The sequence below is a fragment of the Gilliamella sp. M0364 genome, from assembly GCF_016100565.1.
Classification (GTDB): domain Bacteria; phylum Pseudomonadota; class Gammaproteobacteria; order Enterobacterales; family Orbaceae; genus Gilliamella; species Gilliamella apis.
The window spans coordinates 64,486-90,318 of sequence record NZ_JACFSF010000004.1; the positions used below are offsets into that span (position 1 = coordinate 64,486).

16 protein-coding genes, 1 other RNA gene and 3 pseudogenes are annotated in these 25,833 nt (G+C 33.5%); 14 read left to right on the forward strand and 6 right to left on the reverse strand.

The window, feature by feature from the left end; all coding sequences use genetic code 11:
* Positions 1–203: 203 nt before the first annotated feature.
* The 5 genes and pseudogenes from H3U96_RS06960 to H3U96_RS11420 all read left to right on the forward strand — a co-directional run.
* Positions 204–1,583, forward strand: a complete 1,380-nt coding sequence (locus tag H3U96_RS06960; protein WP_198196086.1) for a hypothetical protein — start codon at positions 204–206, stop codon at positions 1,581–1,583.
* Positions 1,584–1,871: 288 nt separating this feature from the next.
* Complete coding sequence (nrdA, locus tag H3U96_RS06965) at positions 1,872–4,157, forward strand: class 1a ribonucleoside-diphosphate reductase subunit alpha (protein ID WP_065613882.1); 2,286 nt, start codon at positions 1,872–1,874, stop codon at positions 4,155–4,157.
* Between the two features lie 126 nt (positions 4,158–4,283).
* Complete coding sequence (nrdB, locus tag H3U96_RS06970; RefSeq protein ID WP_198196088.1) at positions 4,284–5,414, forward strand: class Ia ribonucleoside-diphosphate reductase subunit beta; 1,131 nt, start codon at positions 4,284–4,286, stop codon at positions 5,412–5,414.
* Positions 5,415–5,602: 188 nt separating this feature from the next.
* Positions 5,603–6,304 carry a hypothetical protein gene (locus H3U96_RS06975; protein ID WP_065651504.1) on the forward strand — a complete coding sequence of 234 codons (702 nt, stop codon included), beginning with the start codon at positions 5,603–5,605 and terminating at the stop codon, positions 6,302–6,304.
* A gap of 310 nt (positions 6,305–6,614) precedes the next feature.
* A pseudogene (locus H3U96_RS11420) lies at positions 6,615–6,819 on the forward strand (4Fe-4S cluster-binding domain-containing protein); the annotation flags it as partial.
* A gap of 89 nt (positions 6,820–6,908) precedes the next feature.
* Here H3U96_RS11420 and H3U96_RS06985 read toward each other — a convergent pair.
* Positions 6,909–7,772, reverse strand: a complete 864-nt coding sequence (locus tag H3U96_RS06985) for an aspartyl protease family protein (RefSeq protein WP_198196090.1) — start codon at positions 7,770–7,772, stop codon at positions 6,909–6,911.
* A 534-nt stretch (positions 7,773–8,306) separates the two neighbouring features.
* Here H3U96_RS06985 and glnD point away from each other — a divergent pair.
* Both glnD and H3U96_RS06995 read left to right on the forward strand, forming a co-directional pair.
* Complete coding sequence (glnD, locus tag H3U96_RS06990; RefSeq protein WP_198196092.1) at positions 8,307–10,961, forward strand: bifunctional uridylyltransferase/uridylyl-removing protein GlnD; 2,655 nt, start codon at positions 8,307–8,309, stop codon at positions 10,959–10,961.
* Positions 10,962–10,988: 27 nt separating this feature from the next.
* Positions 10,989–11,912, forward strand: a complete 924-nt coding sequence (locus tag H3U96_RS06995) for an AEC family transporter (RefSeq protein ID WP_086361045.1) — start codon at positions 10,989–10,991, stop codon at positions 11,910–11,912.
* Between the two features lie 79 nt (positions 11,913–11,991).
* Here the strand turns inward: H3U96_RS06995 and H3U96_RS07000 are convergent, their stop codons facing one another.
* The gene (locus H3U96_RS07000) at positions 11,992–12,660 is read right to left on the reverse strand and encodes an HD domain-containing protein (protein ID WP_198196094.1); all 669 of its coding nucleotides are present in this window, start codon (positions 12,658–12,660) and stop codon (positions 11,992–11,994) included.
* Between the two features lie 343 nt (positions 12,661–13,003).
* Here H3U96_RS07000 and mprF point away from each other — a divergent pair, with 343 nt between their 5' ends.
* Both mprF and H3U96_RS07010 read left to right on the forward strand, forming a co-directional pair.
* Entirely contained in the window at positions 13,004–15,607 is a 2,604-nt protein-coding gene (gene mprF, locus H3U96_RS07005) for a bifunctional lysylphosphatidylglycerol flippase/synthetase MprF (protein ID WP_198196096.1), read from the forward strand.
* A gap of 4 nt (positions 15,608–15,611) precedes the next feature.
* Positions 15,612–16,892, forward strand: coding sequence for a virulence factor family protein (locus tag H3U96_RS07010; protein WP_198196097.1), 1,281 nt, complete (start codon positions 15,612–15,614; stop codon positions 16,890–16,892).
* 59 nt (positions 16,893–16,951) lie between these two features.
* On the opposite strand, the gene H3U96_RS07015 is transcribed toward H3U96_RS07010, so the two are convergent.
* Entirely contained in the window at positions 16,952–17,848 is an 897-nt protein-coding gene (locus tag H3U96_RS07015) for a DMT family transporter (RefSeq protein WP_255545810.1), read from the reverse strand.
* 569 nt (positions 17,849–18,417) lie between these two features.
* On the opposite strand from H3U96_RS07015, the gene H3U96_RS07020 reads away from it, so the two are divergent.
* The 3 genes and pseudogenes from H3U96_RS07020 to H3U96_RS11425 all read left to right on the forward strand — a co-directional run.
* Positions 18,418–19,398: a D-glycerate dehydrogenase gene (locus tag H3U96_RS07020; RefSeq protein WP_198196102.1), complete on the forward strand. Its 981-nt coding sequence runs from the start codon at positions 18,418–18,420 to the stop codon at positions 19,396–19,398.
* Positions 19,399–19,462: 64 nt separating this feature from the next.
* Positions 19,463–19,827: a transfer-messenger RNA gene (ssrA, locus tag H3U96_RS07025) on the forward strand.
* 128 nt (positions 19,828–19,955) lie between these two features.
* Positions 19,956–20,816 (forward strand): annotated as a pseudogene (locus H3U96_RS11425) (tyrosine-type recombinase/integrase); the annotation flags it as partial.
* A 360-nt stretch (positions 20,817–21,176) separates the two neighbouring features.
* On the opposite strand, the gene H3U96_RS07040 reads toward H3U96_RS11425, so the two are convergent.
* Both H3U96_RS07040 and H3U96_RS07045 read right to left on the reverse strand, forming a co-directional pair.
* Positions 21,177–21,590 carry a hypothetical protein gene (locus H3U96_RS07040; protein ID WP_198196106.1) on the reverse strand — a complete coding sequence of 138 codons (414 nt, stop codon included), beginning with the start codon at positions 21,588–21,590 and terminating at the stop codon, positions 21,177–21,179.
* A 239-nt stretch (positions 21,591–21,829) separates the two neighbouring features.
* Positions 21,830–22,534, reverse strand: a complete 705-nt coding sequence (locus tag H3U96_RS07045) for a hypothetical protein (RefSeq protein WP_086364739.1) — start codon at positions 22,532–22,534, stop codon at positions 21,830–21,832.
* A 254-nt stretch (positions 22,535–22,788) separates the two neighbouring features.
* On the opposite strand from H3U96_RS07045, the gene H3U96_RS07050 reads away from it, so the two are divergent.
* Positions 22,789–23,259 carry a pyridoxamine 5'-phosphate oxidase family protein gene (locus H3U96_RS07050; RefSeq protein ID WP_198196108.1) on the forward strand — a complete coding sequence of 157 codons (471 nt, stop codon included), beginning with the start codon at positions 22,789–22,791 and terminating at the stop codon, positions 23,257–23,259.
* A gap of 315 nt (positions 23,260–23,574) precedes the next feature.
* Here H3U96_RS07050 and H3U96_RS07055 read toward each other — a convergent pair whose 3' ends face one another.
* On the reverse strand, positions 23,575–24,531 hold the full coding sequence (locus tag H3U96_RS07055; RefSeq protein ID WP_198196110.1) for a hypothetical protein: 957 nt from the start codon (positions 24,529–24,531) through the stop codon (positions 23,575–23,577).
* Positions 24,532–24,798: 267 nt separating this feature from the next.
* Between H3U96_RS07055 and H3U96_RS11430 the strand changes: the two are divergent.
* Positions 24,799–25,729, forward strand: a pseudogene (locus tag H3U96_RS11430) (COG2958 family protein).
* The last annotated feature ends 104 nt before the right edge of the window (positions 25,730–25,833 follow it).

Here is a 25,833-nt window from a genome sequence, read left to right on the forward strand (position 1 = left end):
ATATTTATCAAATAGCTTAAAAAAATATTAATATATTATTACAAATAAATTAATGATTAATCATCTTTAAGATCGACTAAAGCGATTGTTTGCTTTATAATCGGCGCCACAAAAAAACAAAAATAAATAAAAATATAATTTTATCAAATAGTTATAAATTACTAAATTAAAATGATAAAGGATGAATAAAAAGGAATTTAACAGTGAATCAAATCATCAATAAGTCTGTAAAGAAAATATCTTCAATACTACCTTTATTACTTGTATCCCCTTCTAGCTATTGTTCACTCGATTCAAAAACTGTTCAAGCAATTAATGGTAATAAACCATTATTATCAGCACAATTAGAAAATAATATGAAAGACTTTGATCTTTTTGGTCTAAATACCGATGGTAAAAACTATTATGGTGATGAAGTTAAAAATATGCCATATTCAACAAGTTATCCATTTAAAGAACGCATAAAAGTTGCGCCTATAAAACTTCCTGATAATAGCCAATTTGTTGATGATGATGGCGATCAACTGTCTGCAATCGATACCAGTAGTGCAATTACCATGAAATGGTATTATACCAATGCTAAACATCAACTTATTGAATTTGAACCAGAAGATAGCGATACATTTTGCTCATTATCAGAAAAAGGGTGGTATGCGCCTTATAAAATTAAATTAGAAGCAAATGGCATATTATTATATACCCAATATGGATTACCTAATTCAAATCAATACCCTAACGAAGACATTATTGATAGTCCAGCGAAAATGTATACCTTATTGGAAGATAATGGATTTTGTTATGCACGCCCTTCGCTACAACCAAGTAAAGCCCAAAGCGGTCAAAAAAACCAATGGAATAAAAATTATGGTTTCTTAATTCAATCAAATACAGAATTAAGCAATTTTCCAACTACTGCTTTTTATGGTGCACAATTTGACCTAACTCTTGCTCAAAAAGGCATGGCCGACCAATATAATTGGCAATTGATAAAAGGTAAAGAACTTGTTAGTAAACCAATAATCAGTGCAAACAACGACTTTGTAACGCTAAGATTTGGTACTGATAATGCAAAAAATACCTTGATAGCTTGGAATTATGTCATGGGTAACAATACCGGTTATGAAGTCATTTTAGAAGGCACCAATATAACTAATGGATACAAAATTCGTTATGGATTTACTATAACAAAATGGTATTCTGGATGGAATCTAGCTACTATAGGAACAGGCATTAGCTCAATAGGAAAGGCATTACAAATTGCCGAAGCATGTGAGCAGTTACCAGGTAATTATCGTATTGCTTATGCAGATGAACTGAGTAACGCAAATTTTAATGCAGGAAAAGATGCAATATTTACTCGTGAAATAGGTTCATTAATGAGTGAATGGGGTAATCCAACACAAGAATCATACCCAGACTCATGGGCTCCGGCATTAAAAGAAAATAATAAACAAAAAAGAATTTGGGTCTATGATACGACAATGAACAAATATTGTGACTTACATCCATATGATGGAAAATATCACTGCAAAAGCGAGAGCCAAGATAAAAATGGCTTATGTATAGCGGTCGATACTAATTAAATTTGTCATTTTATATTTAGAGCTCTATCGATTCATAGGTAGAGCTTATCATTGGCAATTTTTGTTTTTCTTTTATACTACCTATCATTATCGTTTTTACTATCAAAAACAAATTCAAAAAATATTATCCGTAGTTATTGATTTTCGTTAATAAATTCCCGATCAATGTTTATTATACATACTACATATAGTAATAAAATGATTAATAGGCACTATATATTGTATATTTTGACAAATATCAATTATCATACGTTTCATTAAAACATAAAAATGGATGATAAATGAATAATGAACAAATCAATGCTAGTAACTAAACGTGATGGGAAAAAAGAACCTATCGATCTTGATAAAATCCACAAAGTAATCACTTGGGCAGCAGAAGGATTAGATAATGTATCTGTCTCTCAGGTTGAATTACGTTCACATATTCAATTTTATGATGGTATCCGTACTTCGGACATTCATGAAACTATTATCCGTGCAGCAGCTGATCTTATCTCTCAAGATGCGCCTGATTATCAATATTTAGCTGCCCGTTTAGCTATTTTTCATTTACGCAAAAAAGCCTACAATCAATTTACACCACCATCACTTTATGAACATGTAAAAAAACTTGTTGCTAGCAAACGCTATGACAAACACCTTCTTGAAGATTATACTCAAGAAGAATTTGAGCAAATGGATAAAATAATCGACCACTGGCGTGATATGAATTTTTCCTATGCAGCAGTCAAACAACTTGAAGGCAAATATTTAGTTCAAAATCGCGTAACTGGCGAAATTTATGAAAGTGCTCAATTCTTATATATCTTAGTTGCAGCATGTTTATTTGCTAACTATCCAAAAGAGAGCCGTTTAAATTATATTAAACGTTTCTATGATGCTGTTTCGACCTTTAAAATTTCATTGCCGACACCAATTATGGCTGGTGTCCGTACTCCTACTCGCCAATTTAGTTCGTGTGTATTAATTGAATGTGATGACAGTTTAGATTCTATCAATGCCACAGCTGGTGCGATTGTAAAATATGTCTCACAACGAGCTGGAATTGGCGTGAATGCGGGTCGTATAAGAGCATTAGGTAGCTCAATTCGTGGTGGTGAAGCCTTCCATACCGGTTGTATCCCATTTTATAAATATTTCCAAACTGCAGTTAAATCATGTTCACAAGGGGGGGTTCGTGGTGGGGCAGCTACAGTATTTTATCCACTCTGGCATTTAGAAGTTGAAAGTTTATTAGTCCTACGTAATAACCGTGGTGTTGAAGAAAACCGAGTACGACATTTAGATTATGGCGTACAAATCAATAAATTAATGTATCAACGTCTAATTAAAAATGAAAACATCTCTTTATTCAGTCCATCTGATGTACCGGGTCTTTACGATGCTTTCTTTGCCGACCAAGACAAATTTGAAGCTCTTTATCATCAATATGAACAAGATGTTAATATTCGCAAACGCGTAGTTAAAGCAGTTGAATTGTTTTCATTATTAATGCAAGAACGAGCATCAACTGGCCGAATTTATATTCAAAATGTTGATCATTGTAATACTCATAGTCCATTTAATGCTCAACTAGCGCCAGTACATCAATCCAATTTATGTATGGAAATTGCCCTACCAACTAAACCACTTAATAATGTTAATGATGATAAAGGTGAAATTGCACTTTGTACGTTATCTGCTTTTAATTTAGGTAAAATTGAATCTCTTGACGATTTTGAAGAGCTAGCTGATTTAACCGTTCGTGCCCTAGACGCATTGCTTGATTATCAAGATTATCCGATTCCGGCAGCTAAAACGTCATCAATAAACCGCCGCACATTAGGTATTGGTGTAATTAATTATGCCTATTATTTAGCTAAACATGGAGTTAAATATTCTGATGGTAGTGCCAATAACTTAACCCATCGCACATTTGAAGCAATGCAATATTATTTATTAAAAGCATCAAATAATTTAGCTAAAGAAAAAGGTGCCTGCCCACTATTTAGTGAAACAACCTATGCTCAAGGTATCTTACCTATTGATACTTATAAACAAGATATCGATACACTTACTAAAGAACCATTACATTATGATTGGGAATCTTTACGCCAATCAATCAAAACTTATGGTTTACGTAATTCTACTTTGTCGGCATTAATGCCATCTGAAACTTCCTCACAAATATCAAATGCCACTAATGGTATTGAGCCACCACGAGGATATGTCAGCATAAAGGCGTCAAAAGATGGTATTTTAAAACAAGTGGTACCTGAATATAAAAAATTAAAAGATTTATATGAGTTACTTTGGCAAATCCCAAATAATACAGGTTATTTGCATTTAGTCGGTATTATGCAGAAGTTTATTGATCAATCAATTTCAGCCAATACTAATTATGATCCAACTAAATTCCCTAATGATAAAGTACCAATGAAGCAGCTATTAGCTGATTTATTAACAGCTTATAAATATGGTGTAAAAACCCTTTATTATCATAATACACGAGATGGTGCTGAAGATATTCAAGGTGATATTGAAGTCTCATCAAGTGATGATGGTTGTGAAGGCGGAGCATGCAAAATTTAATTGTTCTGCTTAGCCCTAAAAATAAAAGTAGCGGATAACAATTGAGTTATCCCTACTATTCCGACTTTTTACTTATCTGCACAGTAAAAAGCTTAGCAAATTTCTGTTAGGAGTTCGATTATGAGCATGAATTACAGCACCTTCTCACACGTCCATAATGATCAACTTAAAGAGCCAATGTTTCTTGGTCAACCAGTAAATGTTGCTCGTTACGATCAACAAAAATATGAAATGTTTGAAAAATTAATTGAAAAACAACTTTCTTTCTTTTGGCGTCCTGAAGAGGTCGATGTATCACAAGATCGTATTGACTATGCAGCGCTCCCCAAGCATGAAAAACATATATTTATTAGTAACTTAAAATATCAAACTCTGCTCGATTCTATTCAAGGTCGAAGTCCAAATGTGGCGTTATTACCATTAATTTCTATTCCCGAACTCGAAACATGGGTAGAAACTTGGTCATTTTCAGAAACGATTCATTCACGTTCATACACCCACATTATTCGTAATATCGTTAATGATCCTTCAGTTGTATTTGACGATATTGTGACTAATAAAGAAATTCAAAAACGGGCTGGTGATATTGCAGGCTACTACGATGAATTAATTAGTTATGCTAGTTATTATAATTTGTTAGGTGAAGGTAAACACACTGTCAATAATCGAACTATCACTATTGATCTACGAGAGTTAAAAAGACGACTTTACTTATGCCTAATGAGCGTTAATGCACTTGAAGCAATTCGTTTTTACGTTAGTTTTGCTTGCTCATTTGCCTTTGCTGAACGTGAATTAATGGAAGGTAATGCCAAAATAATCAAACTGATTGCTCGTGATGAAGCATTACATCTAACCGGCACACAGTTCATGATTAATACTCTAAGAAGCGGTGAAGATGATCCAGAAATGGCCGAAATCGCTAAAGAGTGTGAACAAGATTGTTATGACCTCTTCTTACAAGCCGCTAATCAAGAAAAAGAATGGGCTGAATATCTATTTGAAGGTGGTTCAATGATTGGTTTAAACAAAGATATTCTATGCCAATACGTTGAGTATATTACCAATATTCGTATGCAAGCGGTTGGTCTCAAATTACCATTTGAAGTAAAATCGAATCCAATTCCATGGATCAATAACTGGCTCGTTTCTGATAACGTACAGGTTGCGCCACAAGAAGCAGAAATGAGCTCATATTTAGTTGGGCAAATCGATTCAGAAATTAGTGAAGATGATTTAAGCGATTTTACCTTGTAATTATTAATCGCAAAAACCCCTTTCCTCAAATTTTTTTATTAAAGGAACCTTATCGGTTCCTTTAAGTTTAAAATTCGCTAAAGTCAGAAAATTATCAATTCATTTATAAGGATACAAATTAGATTTTTCTTGATATATTTAAACTCTAATTTACTATTCATAAGAATTCAAAATTGAAAGGAAATAAAATGAAAAAGATAATTGTGACTACTATTCCTTTTATCTTGTTTGGTTGTGTTAGTGATATCAAATATAACTACACAGCCGAGGTGGTTGAAAAAAGCTATCCTGAACTCAATGTTGTAACAACAACCTATATTGGTGATGATTTAGTTCGTCAGGATAAAGTTAAAATAATGGATGCAATTTCTTTTGCCAATACCACAGAAGTAACAAGACTTAACCATTCTTACATTATTGATGCCGGTGATTATCCTAAATTAGGGGAAGATAAAACTCACTTATTCTTCGCAGCGAAAAGTGCCAATGGTAATGCAATTGTTAAAACATATACTACACCGGCTGCACCTATTGGTATTCGAGTAAGAAAAGATAATGCTAATAATGAGGTATGTATTTCTTTTATAACTGGAACTGATTTTTGTAATAACAATAAAAATTATAGTTTTAAAAAAGTTAGTTTAACTAGTCAAGACACTTTCCAACAAATATTAATTTATAATGGCAAAGTTGGAAACAAAATTAATATTAGTTATCGAGAATTTAATAATGATATGGCTAGGCCTGCATTCTCAAATAATGCTGAATATGATTTATCTAGTTCAAAAACAATTAGATATAAGGGGGCAGTCATTCAAGTCATTGAGGCTACAAATCAATATATAAAATATAAAGTTCTTCGTAATTTTAATACACCGAATCAAGAATAATAGAAAATATTCACACTACCCTCATCAATTATTTATCAAAAGGAACCTGAATGGGTTCCTTTGGGTTTGAAATTTAATTAGCAATAAAGCTAATCTCTATTTTGAAAATTTATAAAAGTTGAGACGACTATTTCTTGTATTAAACAGTGATTTCACACATTAAGATCAAAATAGATTTTCCCTAAAAACCCTATCTCCTCACAATTATTTATAACAATTCACATTAATTTTCATATTAAATTTGCTATCTAGATCACAGACACTTTCGTTCGAAAGTCATTATTATGTAACAAAGATAAGCGAGCAGTATATGATTTTTAATTTACAAACGATATTCCATTCATGATGGACCAGGAATTCGAACAGTTGTATTCTTGAAAGGTTGTTCTTTAGGCTGTTTTTGGTGTGAAAACCTAGAAAGTCAATCGGCTAAGCAAGAAATTCTGTTTGATGAAAGGCTTTGCATTAGTTATTGTGATCTTTGTTCTGCATTTTCCCCAAATTTAATCAAAAAATAACTCATAAAACCTCCTAAAAAAAAGACCTACTAATGTAGGTCTTTTTTGTAATGATTTTATTAGTTCTACTAAGTAATAAGTTAAAATCATTTTTTCGCAACCGGTTGGATCCACATTTGCTTATTTTTAAAATCAATTTTAACTCTGTTTTTACTTAAAAAGTCAGCACCTAATAATCCGTCAGATTGAAATTCATTAGGAAATGAATCAATTATTATTGGCAGAACGCTATCATTCGCGACATTATTCACATCAAGTGATATAGATTTAAAATCATCTTCAGGATCGCTTATTGTAATGGATTGTGGTGACAGCAATTGTTGTTTGATGAGTGATACCGTCGCTCCTGTATCTAAAACCATTTTATAATTCTTTATACCATCGGACAGATTAACGACCAAACCTTCACCATTTAAATCAAAGGGGATAGCAACCCAATTTGGATTTAAGTCGGTTGAAGTATCATCTGATATCGTTATATTACTTTCCGGATAATTGATAGTTAATACGTAACCATCAAACAACCCAAGCCCAATAACAGGTTTATCTTCATCTGTATCCTCACTATCATCAATAGTCGGATCGCTTGAAATAACTAATCCCCAATCCTTATATTCAACCACTTGCACCTTGTTAAAGGTAAAAGAATTTAATTCTAACTTGTTGACAATAAATGATTTAAGTTCTGTGACACCCCCAGAAAGATCAATCGATCTGATTTTTTCAGAGTTTTCCGTTTTATTAGGAATCTTATTAATTAAATCCATGGGTAGATGTAAAGCTTCTTTAGACCCCGTATCCAAGGTCATGGCAATTTGTTCACCTTGAAAATCCATCATGATTAAAGGTAAATTATATTTGTCATCAAAATTTAGATCCCAAGTGACTTCAGCACTTTGTGCAAAGTGACTGATAAACAACATGATTAGAAATAGTATTTTTTTATTCATTGAACTATCCTCATTGTATTACCATTCCTAATATCTCTTTTTGATTTGAAATTATTAAAAATGTTTATCATTTATCCTTTGTTTTTTTAGCCATTTTAATCGTTTATAATTGATATACAACAATATAATGTCTATATCGTGTTTTTTTCGTACTACTGATTATGGAATGTTCTTTACGGCCCTATCACACAATACTTGGATGTTATTATTGCCAGAACTGAAAATGTTATTTAAACGCCAAATAATCGACCTTTATCTACTAACTAAACCACTCAGTGAGTTAATTGAATAAAAAATCAAACTTAACCGATTTAATACTCTTATTTACCCTCAATAAATCATATTTGATGGTATACACTCCTCAATTATTTTTACAAAAAATATTCACTCATCAATTTTAAAATTACTAATGGATTGAATAAAACGTTATTGCTTAATGTTATTGTATGAAAACTGTTGGCATTCCAACTTGACACTGCTTTAAAATCGGTGGACGATATAACAATTCGATTTTGCTAATTTGATATGATGACTATGACTGATGCACATTTGTTTTATTCTATCTCTCCGCTGGATTTTAGTGATGACCAAATAACTGTCCCCTATCTAAAACAGCAACTAAATGCGTTTCAACAATGGTCAGTGACTCAGTTTAAAAATAACGCCGATATTGATGACTTAGTTCATCTGCGCAGTCAGTTTATTGATCAGCTACTTCAACGATTATGGCATTATTATCAAATTCCCGAACAAGTTTCATCACTGTTTAAACAAAATCGCATTGCACTGATTGCAGTTGGTGGTTATGGTCGAACCGAACTCCATCCCTTATCCGATATTGATATTTTGATACTAAGTGATAACTCACTAACCAAAGAACTGGAAAAACAAATTGGTGATTTAGTCCGTCTACTTTGGGATCTGCATTTTGATATTGGCCACAGCGTTAGAACGTTAAAAACCTGCTTGCAAGAAGCTAAAAATGATATCACTATCATGACAAACTTAATTGAATCAAGATTAATTGCCGGAAGTGAGTCATTACTTAATAAGCTCCGCAGTGAAATTTTTAGCGATAAAATCTGGCCTTCTCCTGCTTTTTATCAGGCCAAAATGCAGGAGCAACAAGAAAGACACCAACAATATCACAGCACTACCTATAATTTAGAGCCAGATCTAAAAAATAGTCCGGGTGGTTTACGTGATATGCAAATCATTCAATGGGTTGCAATTCGACATTTTGGCGGAGAGTTTTTAAAAAAAATTGCCCAGTTTGACTATTTAACGCCAGAAGAAGTGGCCGAATTTAAGACTTGCCGCAAATTTTTATGGCGCATGCGCTTTGCGCTTCACTGCGTTATCAACCGCTATGACAATCGTTTGTTATTCGATCGTCAACTAAGTATCGCTAAAATGTTAGGCTATAGTGGTGAAGGCAATACACCGGTTGAAAATATGATGCATGATTATTATCGTGTTGCACATAATATTACCGAACTCAACCAAATGCTTTTACAACTATTTGATGAGTCATTATTAAAACGTTATTCATCACAAAAGACCTATGATATTGATCAACATTTTCAAATCAGAGGCAACCTAATTGATGTTAAACATAGCAGCGTGTTTACTGATAACCCGCTTATGATCCTCAATCTGTTTTATACAATTTTGCTTAACCCGCAAGTTACAGGATTATATTCAAATACGATTAGGCAACTTCGTTCTGCAAGGCGAAAGCTCACTTATTTACTTAGTGAAACGCCAGAAGCAAGAACATTGTTTATGAAAATCATCAAACATCCGGATGCAATTAAAAAAGCTATTTTACCAATGCATCAATATGGTATTTTGGCGGTGTATATCCCTGGTTGGCAACAAATCTCAGGTATGATGCAATTTGATCTGTTTCATGCTTATACGGTCGACGAACATACTATCCGCTTATTGCTAGAACTTGATCGTTTAAAAACCGAAGTGGGTAAAGAAAAACATCCTAATAGTTCAATAGTATTTGCCAAACTATCTAAACCTGAATTACTAGTGATAACGGGATTATTTCATGATATCGGCAAAGGTCGACATGGTGATCATTCGGAAATAGGCGCTAAATTAGTCGAATCTTTTTGTCAATTACATGAACTCGATGCGAAAGATACCGATTTGATTGTTTGGTTAGTTCGTTATCATTTATTGATGTCGGTAACTGCGCAAAGTCGAGATCTCCAAGATCCCGATGTTATTCGCGAATTTATTCAATTAGTAAAAAGCAAACGCCGTTTACAATATTTACTCTGTTTAACGGTTGCCGATGTTTGTGCCACCAATGAAACCTTATGGAATAGTTGGAAGCAGAGCTTAATGCGTGAGCTCTACTTAACCGCTAAACGATCATTTGATTCTGGCATTCATCAAATACCAGAACAACGAAGTATTGCTCGTCAACATAAACAGCAAGCACTAACTGAACTGCTGGCACAGAATTACGATGAGCAAACGATAAAAAACCTTTGGCAAGATTATCGCGTCGATTACTTTTTGCGCTATAGCGCTGAACAGATCGTTTGGCACGCTCAACTATTATTAAATCATGATTTGAGTCAAACATTAGTTTCGATTAATCCCAATCCATATCATGGTGGCAGCGAAATCATCATTTACTCATCTGATAGACCTTTTTTATTTGCCGCAGCATGTAATGCGTTAAGTATGTTAAATTTGAGTATTCATGATGCATTGATTATTACCAATAAAAATGGATTTGCATTAGATACCTTTATTGTGCTTGAACCTAATGGACAAATTGTGCCAGAAAATCGACACCAAGATATTATCCAAGCGCTGCATAAAGTACTACATCAATCGGTCTACAAATGTGTGACAATAAAACCCGCTAAACAGCGACTACGTTCATTTTCTGTACCAACACAAGTCAACTTTATTTCGTCATTTAACGAAAATCAAACTTATATGGAACTCATTGCGCTTGATAAACCAGGTTTACTTGCTTGCGTTGGTGAAGTGTTTGCAAAATTAGACTTATCGCTAAGCAGTGCTAAAATAGCCACAATTGGCGAACATATTGAAGATCTGTTTATTCTAACCGATAAACACAATAAAGCCCTTGATGATAACACCTGTCAAAAACTAACCGAATCGATAGTTGAAACTATTGATTCAATAAATTAATTAACCAAAAAGTTTAAAGTTAAAATTATGCAATTTTTCCTTATTTTGTTTCCTATTTTTTGTATTTTTATTGTTGGATTTATTGGCCAAAAGATTCTTAATTTTGATGTTGCTAATCTTTCAAAAATGTCGCTATATGTGTTATCGCCCTTTTTGGCATTTAAAACATTTTATACACATACCTTAACCAGCGATTATTTAATCTATATTGCTTATCTCATTGGTCTCTGTTTTTCCTTAGTACTAATTGTCAGCATCTGGTCAATGATAATGAAGTATTCGGTCAAACAACGCTGTGCAATGATTTTAAGTTCGTGTTTTATGAACAATGGTAATTATGGTACACCTGTATTACTGGTTTTTTTTGGCACGATCGGTTTTGATCTAGGTGTCATAATGATGGTGTTACAACAATTTGTTATGAGCACTGTTGGCATATATTATGCAGCCAAAGGCAGTACACATAGTGATATTGTCAGTCAAAAAGATGTTATTAACAAAGTAATTAGAATGCCGGTTGCCTATGGTGCCTTTGCTGGTATTCTTTTCCAACTGTGTCAAATACCATTATCAAAATCGATTATGACTTCAATTAGTATGATCGGTGATTCTTCCATTGTGATAATTATGATTATTTTGGGCATGCAATTGGCCAAAATCAAAATTAAACAACTTGATTATCCAAAACTTTCTTTTGCTTTAATAACTAGGATGGTGATATCACCGCTAGTCGCTTTTGCGATGGTCTATTTTATGCCTATTACCCCAATGGCAAAACAAATCCTTATTGTTCTAGCGGCAATGCCAAGTGCTGCCAATACCACATTAATGTCAGTTCAATTTGATACTAACCCAGCACTGGTATCAAGTGCTACTTTAGTCAGTACTTTATTGAGTTTAATTACATTACCAATCGTACTCTCTTTAGTTGGTGCACCAATTCCCTTTTAAATAGAAGCGATGCCTTAAAGAGTTTGAAAATCAGCTAGCTAAATCCTGATTAATCGTCAGGATTTAGTTTTGATAAAATTTAATCGTTACTCTGCCACTCTTGCTCAAATTGATTAACAAATTCAACTAAAATTTTATGCCGTCGCTCGGCGATCTGTTTAGCTATGTCAGTATTCATCATATCTTTGAGTAAAAATAACTTTTCATAAAAGTGATTGATTACTGTATTGGGCTGTTTGTAATTGTCTTCATTAAGTTTTGTTCTCGGTGGAATATTTGGATCGTGCATAATATTATGCTTATTACCACCATAATAAAAAGTACGACCAATACCTATTGCGCCAATAGCATCAAGACGGTCAGCATCTTGAACTATTTGTCCTTCCAACGATAACTCGTTTTTTTGTGAAAGATTTTTCCGATAAGACATATTTTCGATAATAGCAAAAATAGTATTAATCTCGTTAGTGGTTACCTTTAATAATTGCAGATAATCACGCAATTCAATTATTGCTTTATCAACATTCTCAACCACTTTCTCATCAATGACATCATGTAAGTAAGCGCTCATCAATACAATAAATGCATCTGCTTGTGGCTGATCATTAAGGATTTTTTCGGCTAATTTTACAACTCGTTCAATATGCGCCATATCATGGCCGGAAAAATCATGCGAAAGCTTTTGTTGAACAAATAGTTTAATCGAATTAAGAATTAGTTGTTGTTGGGCAGTTATTCGGTTGGTCATTTTATTAGGCTTAATTAAAAATAGTAATGATAGATTATATTTGATCGAGATATTATGTATATTACCGCAGTTAAAATCTAATCGCTATTGATGGTTTTAGTTAATACTTTATCAATCAGACAGTTATTCTTGCATAAAACCACCAAAATCAATTTAAAACGAGTTAAAAATCATATTTAATATCATTATTGATGATTATTTAGACTTATTTATCAAAAAATTCCTTGCATTTAATGTTTTTTTTATATTTTTTTTAATTTCTTTCGATTGTTTTCACTAATTGCGAAAGGTAGAATGCTCTAATTACAATTTATTATCCATGCAAATAACTGGAGTTGATTAAGTGAAAATATCAGCACGCAAAGTTTTGCCTTGGCAACTTATAGAATGTTTCACTCGATATCGTCAATTTATCGCTCTACTATTTGGCCTCACTATTTTTTGTATCGCACTGGTTGTGTGTTGGCATTTATTACAATCAATTAATCTTAGCGATTTACAATCAGCTCTGCATAAACTGCCTTACCATGCAATTTTACTAGCATGTTTATCGGCGATAGCGAGTTATATTATGTTGATGGGTTATGAATGGTCGGCTGCACGTTATGCAGGCGTTGATTTAAAACCATCGACAATAGCTACTGGTGCAATTTGTGCCTCCGCCATTGGTAATGCAGTCGGGTTATCCGCCCTATCCGGCGGTGCAATTCGTTGTCGGCTCTATTTTAAATATGGATTAACCACCATAGATGTTGCTCGCATGTCGATTTTTGTTAGCCTTTCGTTAGGCCTTACATTACCCTTAATCGCCACAATTGCTGCATTAATACATATACAAAATACCATGCTAGCGCTACATATCTCGGCAATCACTATCGAATTAATCGCTAGTCTAGTATTGATCATTTATGCGGGTGTATTGTTATTTTTACATGCGCACCGATTAGCAGAAAAACCCAATAAAGATACTTGGCTATATCAAATTTTCCATTGGCAGATCCGTTTACCTAACTGGCAATTAGCCAGTGGACAATTTTTAATTACCTTAATCGATGCCATTTTAGCCGGTGCTATTCTCTATTTTTTACTCCTGAATCAACCAAACTTTATTACCTTTATTATGATTTATATCTTGGCATTGGTTGCTGGGGTACTTAGTCATGTTCCTGGTGGAGTTGGCATATTTGAAGCTGTTATATTAGCGGCATTTTCATCACAAATTGATACTGCATCATTAACGGTTGCTTTGGTCATTTACCGTCTAATTTATATCATATTACCATTGATTCCTGCCGGAATTTTACTGCTAATTAACGAAGGAAAAAACTTTTTAACCGCACCACAAGTTAAAGAAACCGATACTGGTATTGCGGCAACGATTATGGCCGCCGCGGTATTTTTTGCCGGAGTAGTCATGATGTTTTCGAGTGTTACTCCTGGTTTTAATCATGATTTTGTCAGCACTTTTTTTCCGAAAAAAATTGTCAATTTTGCTCATTTAACCGCGAGTTTAATCGGGGTTTTATGTCTACTAATGGCAGTAGGATTACGCCGCAGACTTTACTCTGCATGGGGAATATCGGTTATATTATTGATAGTAGGTAGTATCTGCTCATTGTTAAGAGGTTTACACTGGATCGAAGCAACTACATTATTAGTAATAGCCATACTATTAATCAATTTTAGGCATGCTTTTTATCGTAAAAGCCGATTAAGTATTTTGCCTTTTTCACTAAAATCCTTTGTTATCAGTTTTGGTTTAATTGCCTTATTTGTTTGGCTAATCTTATTTATTTATCAAGATATTCCTTATAGCCATGATTTATGGTGGCAATTTGAATTAGATAGCCGAGTTCCCCGAGCATTACGGGCAGCATTAGGTAGTTTTATCTTATTGAGTGGCGTAATGTTATTTTGGTCATTTAAACCGGCATTACCTATCTTAACGATTCCGACTGAAGAGGAGTTAAGTGAAGCCTATCAAATCATGCTCAACTCAAAACAACCTGAAGGCGGATTAGCGATGAGTGGTGATAAGTCACTGCTCTTCAATCAATCACATAGTGCTTTCATTATGTATGCAAGACGAGGAAGAAGCATGGTTGCGCTATATGATCCTATTGGCAATGATAACGCTGCTCGGGCTGATTTAATCTGGGCATTTAGAGATCTTTGTGATCAACACCATTTACGTCCGGTTTTTTATCAAGTTAAAGCAAACAATTTACCATTCTATATGGATATCGGTCTTCGAATTGTCAAACTTGGTGAAGAAGCCTTAGTTAATTTAAAAGAGTTTGATTTAAATTCTAAGGGATATAAAGATCTTCGATATACTTGGAACCGTGGGCAACGAGATGGGCTTAGTTTAAGATTTTATCCACCGGGTACTGCACCAATTGATGAATTGAAAGCAGTTTCTGATGCATGGTTAAAAAACAAACATACCAAAGAGAAAAAATTCTCATTAGGGGCTTTTTCTAAATCCTATTTAGATAATTTCACGATTGCCGCGGTTGAGTACCAAGGTCGCATTATTGCTTTTGTGAATTTATTAGAAACCAAGCAAAACTATAGTGCTAGTATTGATCTAATGCGAGTTTTACAAGATATTCCAAAATCGACTATGGAGTTTTTAATGGTTGGTTTAATTTTACATTATCAAGAAAAAGGTTATCAGTATTTTAGTTTGGGAATGGTACCCCTTGCCGGCATGCAAAGAAGACGTGGTGCACCAATGATCCAACGCTTAGGTGCATTAGTCTTTCGCCGAGGTGGCCGATTTTATAACTTCCAAGGCCTACGCCGTTTTAAAGAAAAATTTGCAACGCATTGGCAACCTCGTTATATGGCGGTTCCTGCCGGGCTTGACCCCTTGGTTGCTTTAATTGATACCACCATGTTAATTTCAAGTGGCAAAACAACATTAACTAACCAGAAGAACTAATCAAATGAAAAAAATCATACTTTATGTTTTATTATTCATTATTTTAGTATTCATTACATTTTGTATTGTTATAGGTTGGTACAGTTATAAAAACCAACGAACTGCTTCAGTTAATACTGTTACAATTAATCAAAACTTTACTATCTTATCTGCTAGCCCCAAACAGTCAGCAGAAGCTTCAGCAATAATTGTTGCGACACAAGATAATCGCTTTACCGCTAATCAATTATTAACCTTATCTGAATCAATGGGTGCTAAATTGGTGCAATTTGAATTACAACCACAAGGAAGTTGTGCCGAACAACAAACACGCTTTGAACAAGCTAAGAAGATCTTAAATGAGGATAAATTTACTGTTGCCGGCATGCAAGAAGGTGCAGCTTTCGCTTATCGTTGGTTAAGCAAACAACAAGATGATGATGCTAAAGCTTTATCCATTGAGTTTACTTTAGATCATAAAGATTGTGACGCACCTTTACCGGCACAAGCCAGCCATGGCACATGGCAGGTTATTTGGAACAATCCACCTGATGAACAAGTTGCTATTTTCCCTCGCCAACAAAAACAGATTAAAGTAACCACGTCAATTGGTGAGTATCAAGCGTCACCAACTGAATTATTAAGTTTACATTTATCCTCGATTTTATTTGGTGAGCATGAACCATTACCTGTCATTGAATTGCCAGCTAAAGCTAATCCACAACATCCGAATAGTGTTACCTTTTATTATTCAGGTGATGGTGGTTGGCGAGATTTAGATAAAGTTTCAGCAGAATATATGGCTTCACATGGTTATTCGGTGGTTGGGATCGATGCGTTAAAACTTTTTTGGCAACATCGCTCGGTTGAACGTAGTGCTAAAGATCTGACTTATTTAATGCAAGAATACCGTGATAAATGGGGTGTGAATAAATTTGTACTAGCGGGTTATTCTTTTGGTGGTGACATTTTACCAGCACTATATAATCGCTTATCCAAAGTAGATCAACAAAGTGTGCAAGCATTGATCATGATTGCTTTTTCTAAAGATGCTAATTTTGAAATAGAAGTCAGTGGTTGGCTGGGACAATCTGGCGATGAAATGAAAACAGCAGCAGAGGTTGCGCAGATTCCAGAAAAGAAATTATTTTGTATCTATGGTGCAGAAGAGAAAGACGATAGCGGTTGCCTACAACCGGAGATGAAAGGCGAAGCATTTCAACTACCGGGTGGCCATCATTTTGATGAAAATTATCAGCACTTAGGGCAAATTATTATGCAAGCTATCGACAAACGTATGCAATAAATGTGGCACTTTAGGTATTATTTTTTAAATAAAAGCATTAATAAAAAATTATAAAAATATTAATGCTTTTTAAGCTTGATTTTCCCTTCTGATAAGAATACGCCACCAAGCGTAAATAAGGTACCTATTGCCGCAATCCAGGTAAAAGGTTCATCTAAAATTAATACTGCATTAATAATTGTCAAAATTGGTACTAAATAGATATAGATGCTAATTTTGACCGCACCCACTAATTTTACCGCATAGTTCCAAGAGGCAAAGCAGATAGCTGATGCACCGACACCTAAGAATAAAATATTGATTAAATTGACGGGTTGATTAAATCTTGACAAATTCCATTCAAAATCAAACAAATACAGTGCAGGTAACATAAACATTAGACCGTAAAAAAAGAATCTTCGCGTCAACAAAATAATATTGTAACCATAGTTACTACTTTTTTTAGTTAAAATTGAATAACACGCCCAAAATAGGCAAGCAAACACCGCCAGTAAATCACCAAGCGGATTAACCGATAATACAAACTGACCATTAAAACTAATTAAGGCTATACCTATCATGCCGAATAGACAGCCAATATAAAACACTTTTGCTGGTTTTTCAGCCTTAAGGAAGAAGATGGCCAATATAGCAGTAAAGACTGGAGCTAGTGTGGTGATCACACCAACATTTGATGCGGTAGTATAGGTTAAAGCAATATTTTCACAAAGAAAATAACAAGTGACACCACAAAATCCAGCGCCAAGAAACATCAACTCTTGTTTAATCCCTTGCCAAGCAAAAAAGCGAGGCGCTAACAACCAAAGCGTGGCATAGCCTAAGGTAAATCGAAAAAAGAGAATTTCAATCGGTTTAAAATCTGTCAGTAAAACTTTGGTGGCAATATAAGTGATTCCCCAAATAAACACTGTCATCAGTGCGATTAGGTGGCCTTTTGTCCTTGATGAAAATAACATAAAAATTCTCTCTGCTCACTTATTAGTATTTAAGCACCATCCATTACATTATTATTTAGTTACCAGACTAAATATGCCAAATAAATTGAGAATAGATAAAAGGCTTGATAATAATAAAAATAACACTATTTATTAGAATAATGAAAATCGCTAGATATTAACTTGCTGTTAATAATTGTTCAATATATTTTCATATATCGATTATTTATGTAGATTATATAATTCTATAGCAGGACTAGTTAGCACTAATAAAAATTGTAGGCAAAAAAAATCCACTCAAAAATGAGTGGAGGGCAAAAAAATGAATTAACGTAATCTGAATATATAGACAGGCTAAATCACAAAAAGTTCCAACTAATTTCAAAAAAATTTAATATTTTTCTAAAAAATATTCTATTGAATTGATTTATATTAATAATTATTTTTAAAAATATTTAAAAAAATATAAATATTTCTCATTCTTCAGTACATAAAAACTAATTTGCTTTAAACTTAATTTCATTGCAAATTTAAATAAGCTAACGCTATACTGCGATAAAAATAGTCTATATAGCGATATAGGAGTATTTATGAAAAAGAATGTTGTTTTATTTAGTAAAATTCCAGCTGATCAACAAGAAAGACTAGCACAAGCTTTCAATCTAACACTATTTCAAGGTGATCCTAAAACCGATATTAGTGGATTTATCCAAACATTAGCTAATGCAGACGGTATGATTGGATCTAATATTCCAACTCGAATTGATGATAATTTTCTGCAACAAACCCCTAAATTAAAAGCTGCGGCGACAATTTCAGTCGGTTTTGATAATTATAATTTGCCTGCACTGAAAAAACATGGCGTCCGATTAATGAATACTCCGAAAGTTCTTACTGAAAGTACCGCTGATCTCATTTTTACCTTACTCATGGCTACCGCTCGTCGAACCGTTGAATTATCTAATCTTATTCATAATGGTGGTTGGAATAAAAGCATCACACCTGAGTATTTTGGTACAGATATTTATGGTAAAACCATTGGTATTTTAGGCATGGGGCGTATTGGTCAAGCCATAGCTAAACGAGCACATTGTGGTTTTGATATGAACATCATATATTATAATCGTTCAGCCAATGCCCATGTTGAACAAGCCTATCATGCTAAACGTCTTGAACTAGATGATGTCCTTAAACAAGCTGACTTTGTTGTTATCATTTTACCGCTAACCGATCAAACGAGACAGCTTATTACTAGACAAAAATTAGCGTTAATGAAATCATCAGCTATCCTAATCAATGGCGCTCGAGGTCCGATAATTGATGAACAAGCACTCTATGAAGCATTAAAAAATAAAACCATTAAGGCTGCTGGCTTAGACGTTTTTGAAGTTGAACCATTAGCCAAAGATTCGCCATTATTAAAACTTGATAATGTTTTATTATCACCACATGTAGGTTCAGCCACCACTGAAACTCGATATGCCATGGCCAAATGCGCTGTTGATAATATTATTGCCGCATTAAAACCGGAAAAACCAACTGAAAATTGGGTTAATCCAGAAGTCGGGTAACTTGTATTACTACTTGAATTCACCTATAATGCCCCAATATTTTCTTTAAATACCAACCACAATTGGGGCTGATTCTGGATTCGACGGGATTTGCGAAACCCAAGGTGCATGCCGAGGTGCGGTAGGCCTCGTAAATAAACCGCAAAAAAATAGTCGCAAACGACGAAAACTACGCACTAGCAGCTTAATAACCTGTATAGAGCCTTCTCTCCCTAGCCTCCGCTCGTAGGACGGGGATCAAGAGGAGTCAAACCTAAACGAGATCGTGTGGAAGCCTTGCTTGGGGCGGAAGCATTAAATTTAATCAAGCTAGTTTATCAGTGGCGTGTTTGTCCGCAGCGGGTAAGCGAAATTCAAAGACAAACTACGCATGTAGTACCAAGGATGTAGAGATTTCGGACGCGGGTTCAACTCCCGCCAGCTCCACCAATTCAATAAACAGCAACATTCTTTTAAATCCTTTAAAACACATCAAAATCAATAAAAACAAGGCTTAAAGCCTATTTTGTTATTCATTAAGTGCCAGTAAGATACATTTACAACCAGTAATTAATTGAAAAATAAAAATTTCTGAAGGTAGTCGTTTTATTAATGTTTAAAAAAATGGTTTGAATTTAAGAAAAGAGCATTACCGACGATTAAGCAAAGGATACCTTTCGCTCGTTCGAAAAGGATGTCCTGCCCTGCCTTGAGAAAATGGCGATCACCGTGATTAAAGCACGCAACTTAATACAAATATTAGAGCCCATCGAAACCCAGGGCGTGCTAGAAACCGTGCGGCGGTTAAGCCAACGTATCAATGAAATTATGAGCTATGCCATCAATACCGATTTGTTAGAAGCGAACCCTGCTTCTAACATTAATCAAACATTTGAAAAGCCAAAAAAGCAAAACTCGCCCACGGTAAGACCAGAAATATTTCCGAAAGTGATGCGCAATATCAGTATGTCTAACTTACAAGTCATCACACTCGTTTTACTGCTTTGGGAGCTGCTTACCTTAGTTAGACCGTCGGAATCAGCAGGAGCAAAACGGGTTGAAATTAATCTTGAAAACAAACTATGGCACATCCCTGCCGAGCGAATTAAAACCCAAAAAGCCCATACCATACCGATATCTAATGGAGCTTTGGGCTTATAAGCAAAATTAAAATCGCTAATACTGCATTAAAACGTATCGGCGATGGCCATCAATTGGTAGCACTTGGCTTACGCTCTATCGCCAGTACCGCCATGAATGAAGCCGAATTTAATCCCGATATCATTGAAGCAACCCTCGCCCATAACGACAAAAACGAAGTCAGGCGTGCCTATAATCGTTCTACTTATCTTGAACAGCGCAAGGAATTAATGGCTTGGTGGGGAAACGGGTTTATGAAAAATGAAATTAAGACATTTTGTAAATATAAGGTGAGTTGAATTATTGTATTGTATTTCAATGACTAAATTAGTTTGGTCATTCTCAATATAAATATTCTTTCAAATCATCAGGTACCAATTTAAATAGTTCTTTAATGAATCTAACTTGCTGTTCATAATTTATTGAAATTTTAGTACTACAATTTTCAACATAATATTTTGCCTGATAATTTAAAAAATGGATATTGTGCATCTCAAATTCTGGATTTAGTATTGTTAAAACAATATTATGAACAAACTAGGCTTCATAATAACAAGATTTATCTATCACTTTTCGGAAAACACCATGAGTTTGTACATTGCGAATATGTGGTAAACAACGACTAACATTTCGATATAGATTTCGTTTTTTGCATTGTGTTAGGCTTTATTCGTAAGTTCATTAATTAAATGATAAGACGCATAATTTTGTCTAATCCATTTCGTTGTTGCTTTTATCGACTTTAAATCAAATTTATCCGCTTGCCACTCAAACCGGCAACCTGAATACGTTTCAATCACATTAACATGACTCCAGCATAACTGAGATAATAAGTTTTCAAACTCCTCTAACCAATTGTCAAGCATAACATACATTTCATCATATTCAGCAGCGAAATGAATAATATGCGAATATTTACAAAGCGCTCTATTGCCATACGGTAACATGGCAAACATATCTCGACAAATATAGGTACCATAAGGTGGAAGTTGTTGCAAAATAGCCTGATTAAAATTATCTAATGCTTTATCATCACTTGCTGATGAGCTGATATATCCGTATATAATTGCCATATTATTTAATCTTTTTAATTACAGTTTCAGGATTAGGTGATAATAACCGAGATATATACCACATCTAATCGGCTCCCTCAACTTTAGCCATAAACGATAGTGGGAGCTTTAATATTCGCACCCTAGTAGGCTTGTAGAGCGCTAAATGGTTTGCTGTCAGAAAAAGTTGCGAGATAACTCGCAAATTTAAGATTATTTCTTCAATATATTCAAGTTATTAAATTCTATAAAACTTTTGTTTAATCATCTTTCGATTTATATAGTGGTGGATAATATATTTGGTCTATTGAATAATGATCAGTTAAGGAATATTTTAAGATAACTAAATTCATGGCTAATAAATAATAAAGAAAAGCTGACCCTAGATTTTCCCCCATAGCAATGGTTATCCACTTAAAAATAGTCTGTCCGGAGGAAGAGCAATAAATGCTTATAAAGCATTCAGTGGAGCTCAAGACACCCAAACTAAATAATAATTTCTTATTTTTTTTATTTTCGGCTTTTTTATTTTCATTATTTACTCTGTGTTTTTCATAAAGCCTAATTAATAAAGGATCTTTTTCTTTAAGAGCATAATCATAAAATTTATGCGAATAAACATATCCTGAGGCTTTTCCATAATTTTCAATATTAAATATATTTGTTAATCCAGGAATATAAACTATTATTAATTTTATGAAAAAAAGCATTGAAGGGAAAATATAGGCCATCATAATGCCAAAAAATACGATGAATGAAATTAACATACCTAGTTGATTAAAGTTTCTTATTGAATCATATGTTAATCCTATTATTCCGCTATCAGTCTGCCAGTATAAAATGATGTCTGTAAATAAAAATACTTGAAAAAGCTTAACTACCCAAGTATGTTCGTACATCTTATCAATAAGAGAATTAACATCAGAATATGCTTTTTTGATTAGTTCATTCTTTTCTAGTTCCATTTATTTTCCTTACATATTTAGTTTTATTTATACCACAAAAATTTTGAATAACTATCTGAATATATAAAAATCTATTATAATCGAGTTCGTCGTCATTTAGCTAATGGCTGAATATTGCCAGAGCAATACAAAAACAGTATTACCAAAACAACAAAATCATAGAGGTGAGTACTGCCTAATATTTTGGCGATGATCAGTGGTCAAATAGATCATTGTTCTATTTTAAGTTATCTATAATATAAAAAAGGATATTTATGAGACGCAAAGATAGAGAAATAACTAATCTTGATCAAGTGATCGATATTTTAGAGCATACTGATGTTATTCGTTTAGCGATGAATAATGGCGATTTTCCGTATATTGTTCCTGTCAATTTTGGTTATGAATTAACTGCTAATAATCAGCTTATTTTTTATATTCATGGGGCTAAAGTGGGGACTAAAGTTGAACTACTTAGACAAAATCCATTAGTTAGCTTTGAGCTAGATACAGGGCACCAATTAATTACTAATGAAAAAGCCTGCAAATATTCCTTCGATTATGCCAGTGTTATCGGCAATGGGTATGCAACCTTTATTGAAGAATCCATCGCAAAAATAGCGGCGTTACAAGTAATGATGAATAAATTTGCTCCTAATAAAACATTCTCTTTTACCGAAAGCGATGTTAGACCAATTAGCGTCATAAAAATTGAAGTACAAGCTTATACAGCTAAAAAACATTAAATTATGATGACTATATTATTATGGTAGAAATAATAAAGAAAACTTAAAATAATGATATTGATACACGAGTTTTTAAACATTTAGTTATTAACTATCAGTAATAAGAAAATAACACAAAATAGGTTAAAAGCTCGTGGTTTATTTAGGGTATATGTTGAATATACAATAGTAGATAGCTAGTTATAAATACTCAATTCTATAGGTCACTTTTCATTTAGATATATAAACAATTTTAATAAAATAGAAATCCAGTATTTACAAGTTTTTAAATACTTTTGTTAAGATTTCGCTGGCTGAATACAGATCCAGCCACTCTCACGAATTAAATAATTCTCGGATAAAGCTTAACTCTGGATTTACCTCTACCACTTTATCAACCATCTTGTTATACCACATTGGTTTTTGCCATGTTGCAAAATTAGGGAAATGGTCAATTGCCATTGGTGTCTTTAACAGAGGGTGATCGATTTCTGGGGTAGAAAGGCCATGACGAGCTCGGAAATTTTTGACTGCCTGATATTCAAATGGCCAAAGAAATAACATGATATCATCAATTTCATAACCAGTTGCTGGCTGCTTTCCATCATTATCAAGAAACAGTGATATCCATTGTAAATGATTATCACAAAGCTTGATTAACCAATCAGTCAACTCATTTTCATCGGTGCTGTACAGCGCTTCCTGACAAAAACGATGATAAAATGGATCGACAGGGATATTTGCCCTATCCCAATCAATGGATTGTTTACGCTCACTTGCCATCATTTCAATCGCTAATACCCCTAAGCGCTGTGGTCTCGGTGGTACAATATTACCCCTACCATTGCCACCCCAAGATAAACTTCGGTTCATATTACCATTGAGAATACTTTCAACAATTTTGGGGTAGCAAGGCTCAATTAACTCAAATCGATTACAAGCAAACATCATTAGTAAGATTTGTCCTTGACTTGATAGATTTTTGAGAAAACGATTTTGAATTGCATAGATATTATAGTAATCAAGTAACAAACTTAATGCAGATGTAACAATATAACCATATAAATAAGGGATCTTTTCTTTTTTGTTATTAAAATAAAATATAGTGTAATAATACATCGTTTGAAGAAATTCAATTGATATATCAGCTAAAATATCATCTTTATTTCTTAAATAAATATCCTCTAATTTAGTTTCAATACTATCTATTGTATTTTTTTCAGCAATACTAAGATCTTTTTTCAGTATAATGTATTTATTATAATACTTATTAATCTCATTAATAGAGGCCATATTCGCTGTTCTCCATGATTTACTAAATAAAATCCAATTTTTCCATTATGTTTGGCATTTCATGTATGTCAAAACTAGTGCCGTTTTAAATATAACTATGTAGCTAATAATCTTATAAGCAATAAATTATTTTTGAATTTATAACTATCAATAATGATTATATGATTTCTTATAACTATTAAAGTTAACATTGAATTGATAGCACTAGCTAATTAAATTATATATTAGGTGTATATTAATCATTATTACAAAGAGTTATTAAACATTATGTCATTAAATCTCAGGAAGACAATATTTAATCTACTTAAACAGCAACCGCAAAAACAGTTTACCGCTAGACAATTGGCTCAGTTGATATTTATGCCTGTGCTGAAAAAAACAGGCTAGTGAGCGTTTAATGACTGATGATGATGTTATTGCCCAAATTGCAGCTGAAATTAGTGCCCAGCGACCACTTTTACAAAAAAAACATCCAGAAATAAAAACCACAGAGGGTCGTTCTAAAAAGTATTACTTTTCGCAAAAATCGGATGAAGTAGAAGTACTAGACGCTGAGTATTTATTTACAAAGAAACAGCCCACTCAAGCCCAAACAGAAAATAATGGTCATGGTGAACACTCTCTCTATCCATTATTAAGTAAATATCTTTATGATGAACTTAATGTGTACTCTAAACGTATTGATGAAAAAACCTCATCAAATAGAATGGGTAAAAATGGCAATATATGGCTACATCCTGATATTGTTGGCTTAGAAGATCTCAGTTCTGATTGGAATAACTTAGTCAAAGATTGCGTTAAACTCTATGCCGATCAGTAAAGTAAACTATGGTCATTTGAAGTTAAAATATTACTTAATATGTCAAATGTTAGAGAATCATTTTTTCAAGCTGTATCTAATTCTTCATGGGCTAATTTTGGTTATTTGGTGGCTTCACAAATTACTGGTAGTGATACATTAAAAGAACTCAGAGTATTGTGCGCAGCACACGGTATTGGCGTTATTAAATTAGATGTAGATAATCCATCAGAAAGTCAAATTCTAATTCCTGCTCAAGAAAAAACTATTATTGATTGGGACTCTTGCAGTCGTCTTGCTAGAGAAAATAAAGATTTTAATAACTATATTAAGTTAGTTAAGCAGTTTTATCAAACTGGTGAAATAAAAGTTTTTGATTGGGATTATACTAATACTTAAATAAAAAAATCACTAAAAAGAGACACTAAAAAGTTATCCTCCTTGTGATTAGCTATCGTTAATTGATATTTTTTTAATCAATATAACAATAGAAATTGGCTTTA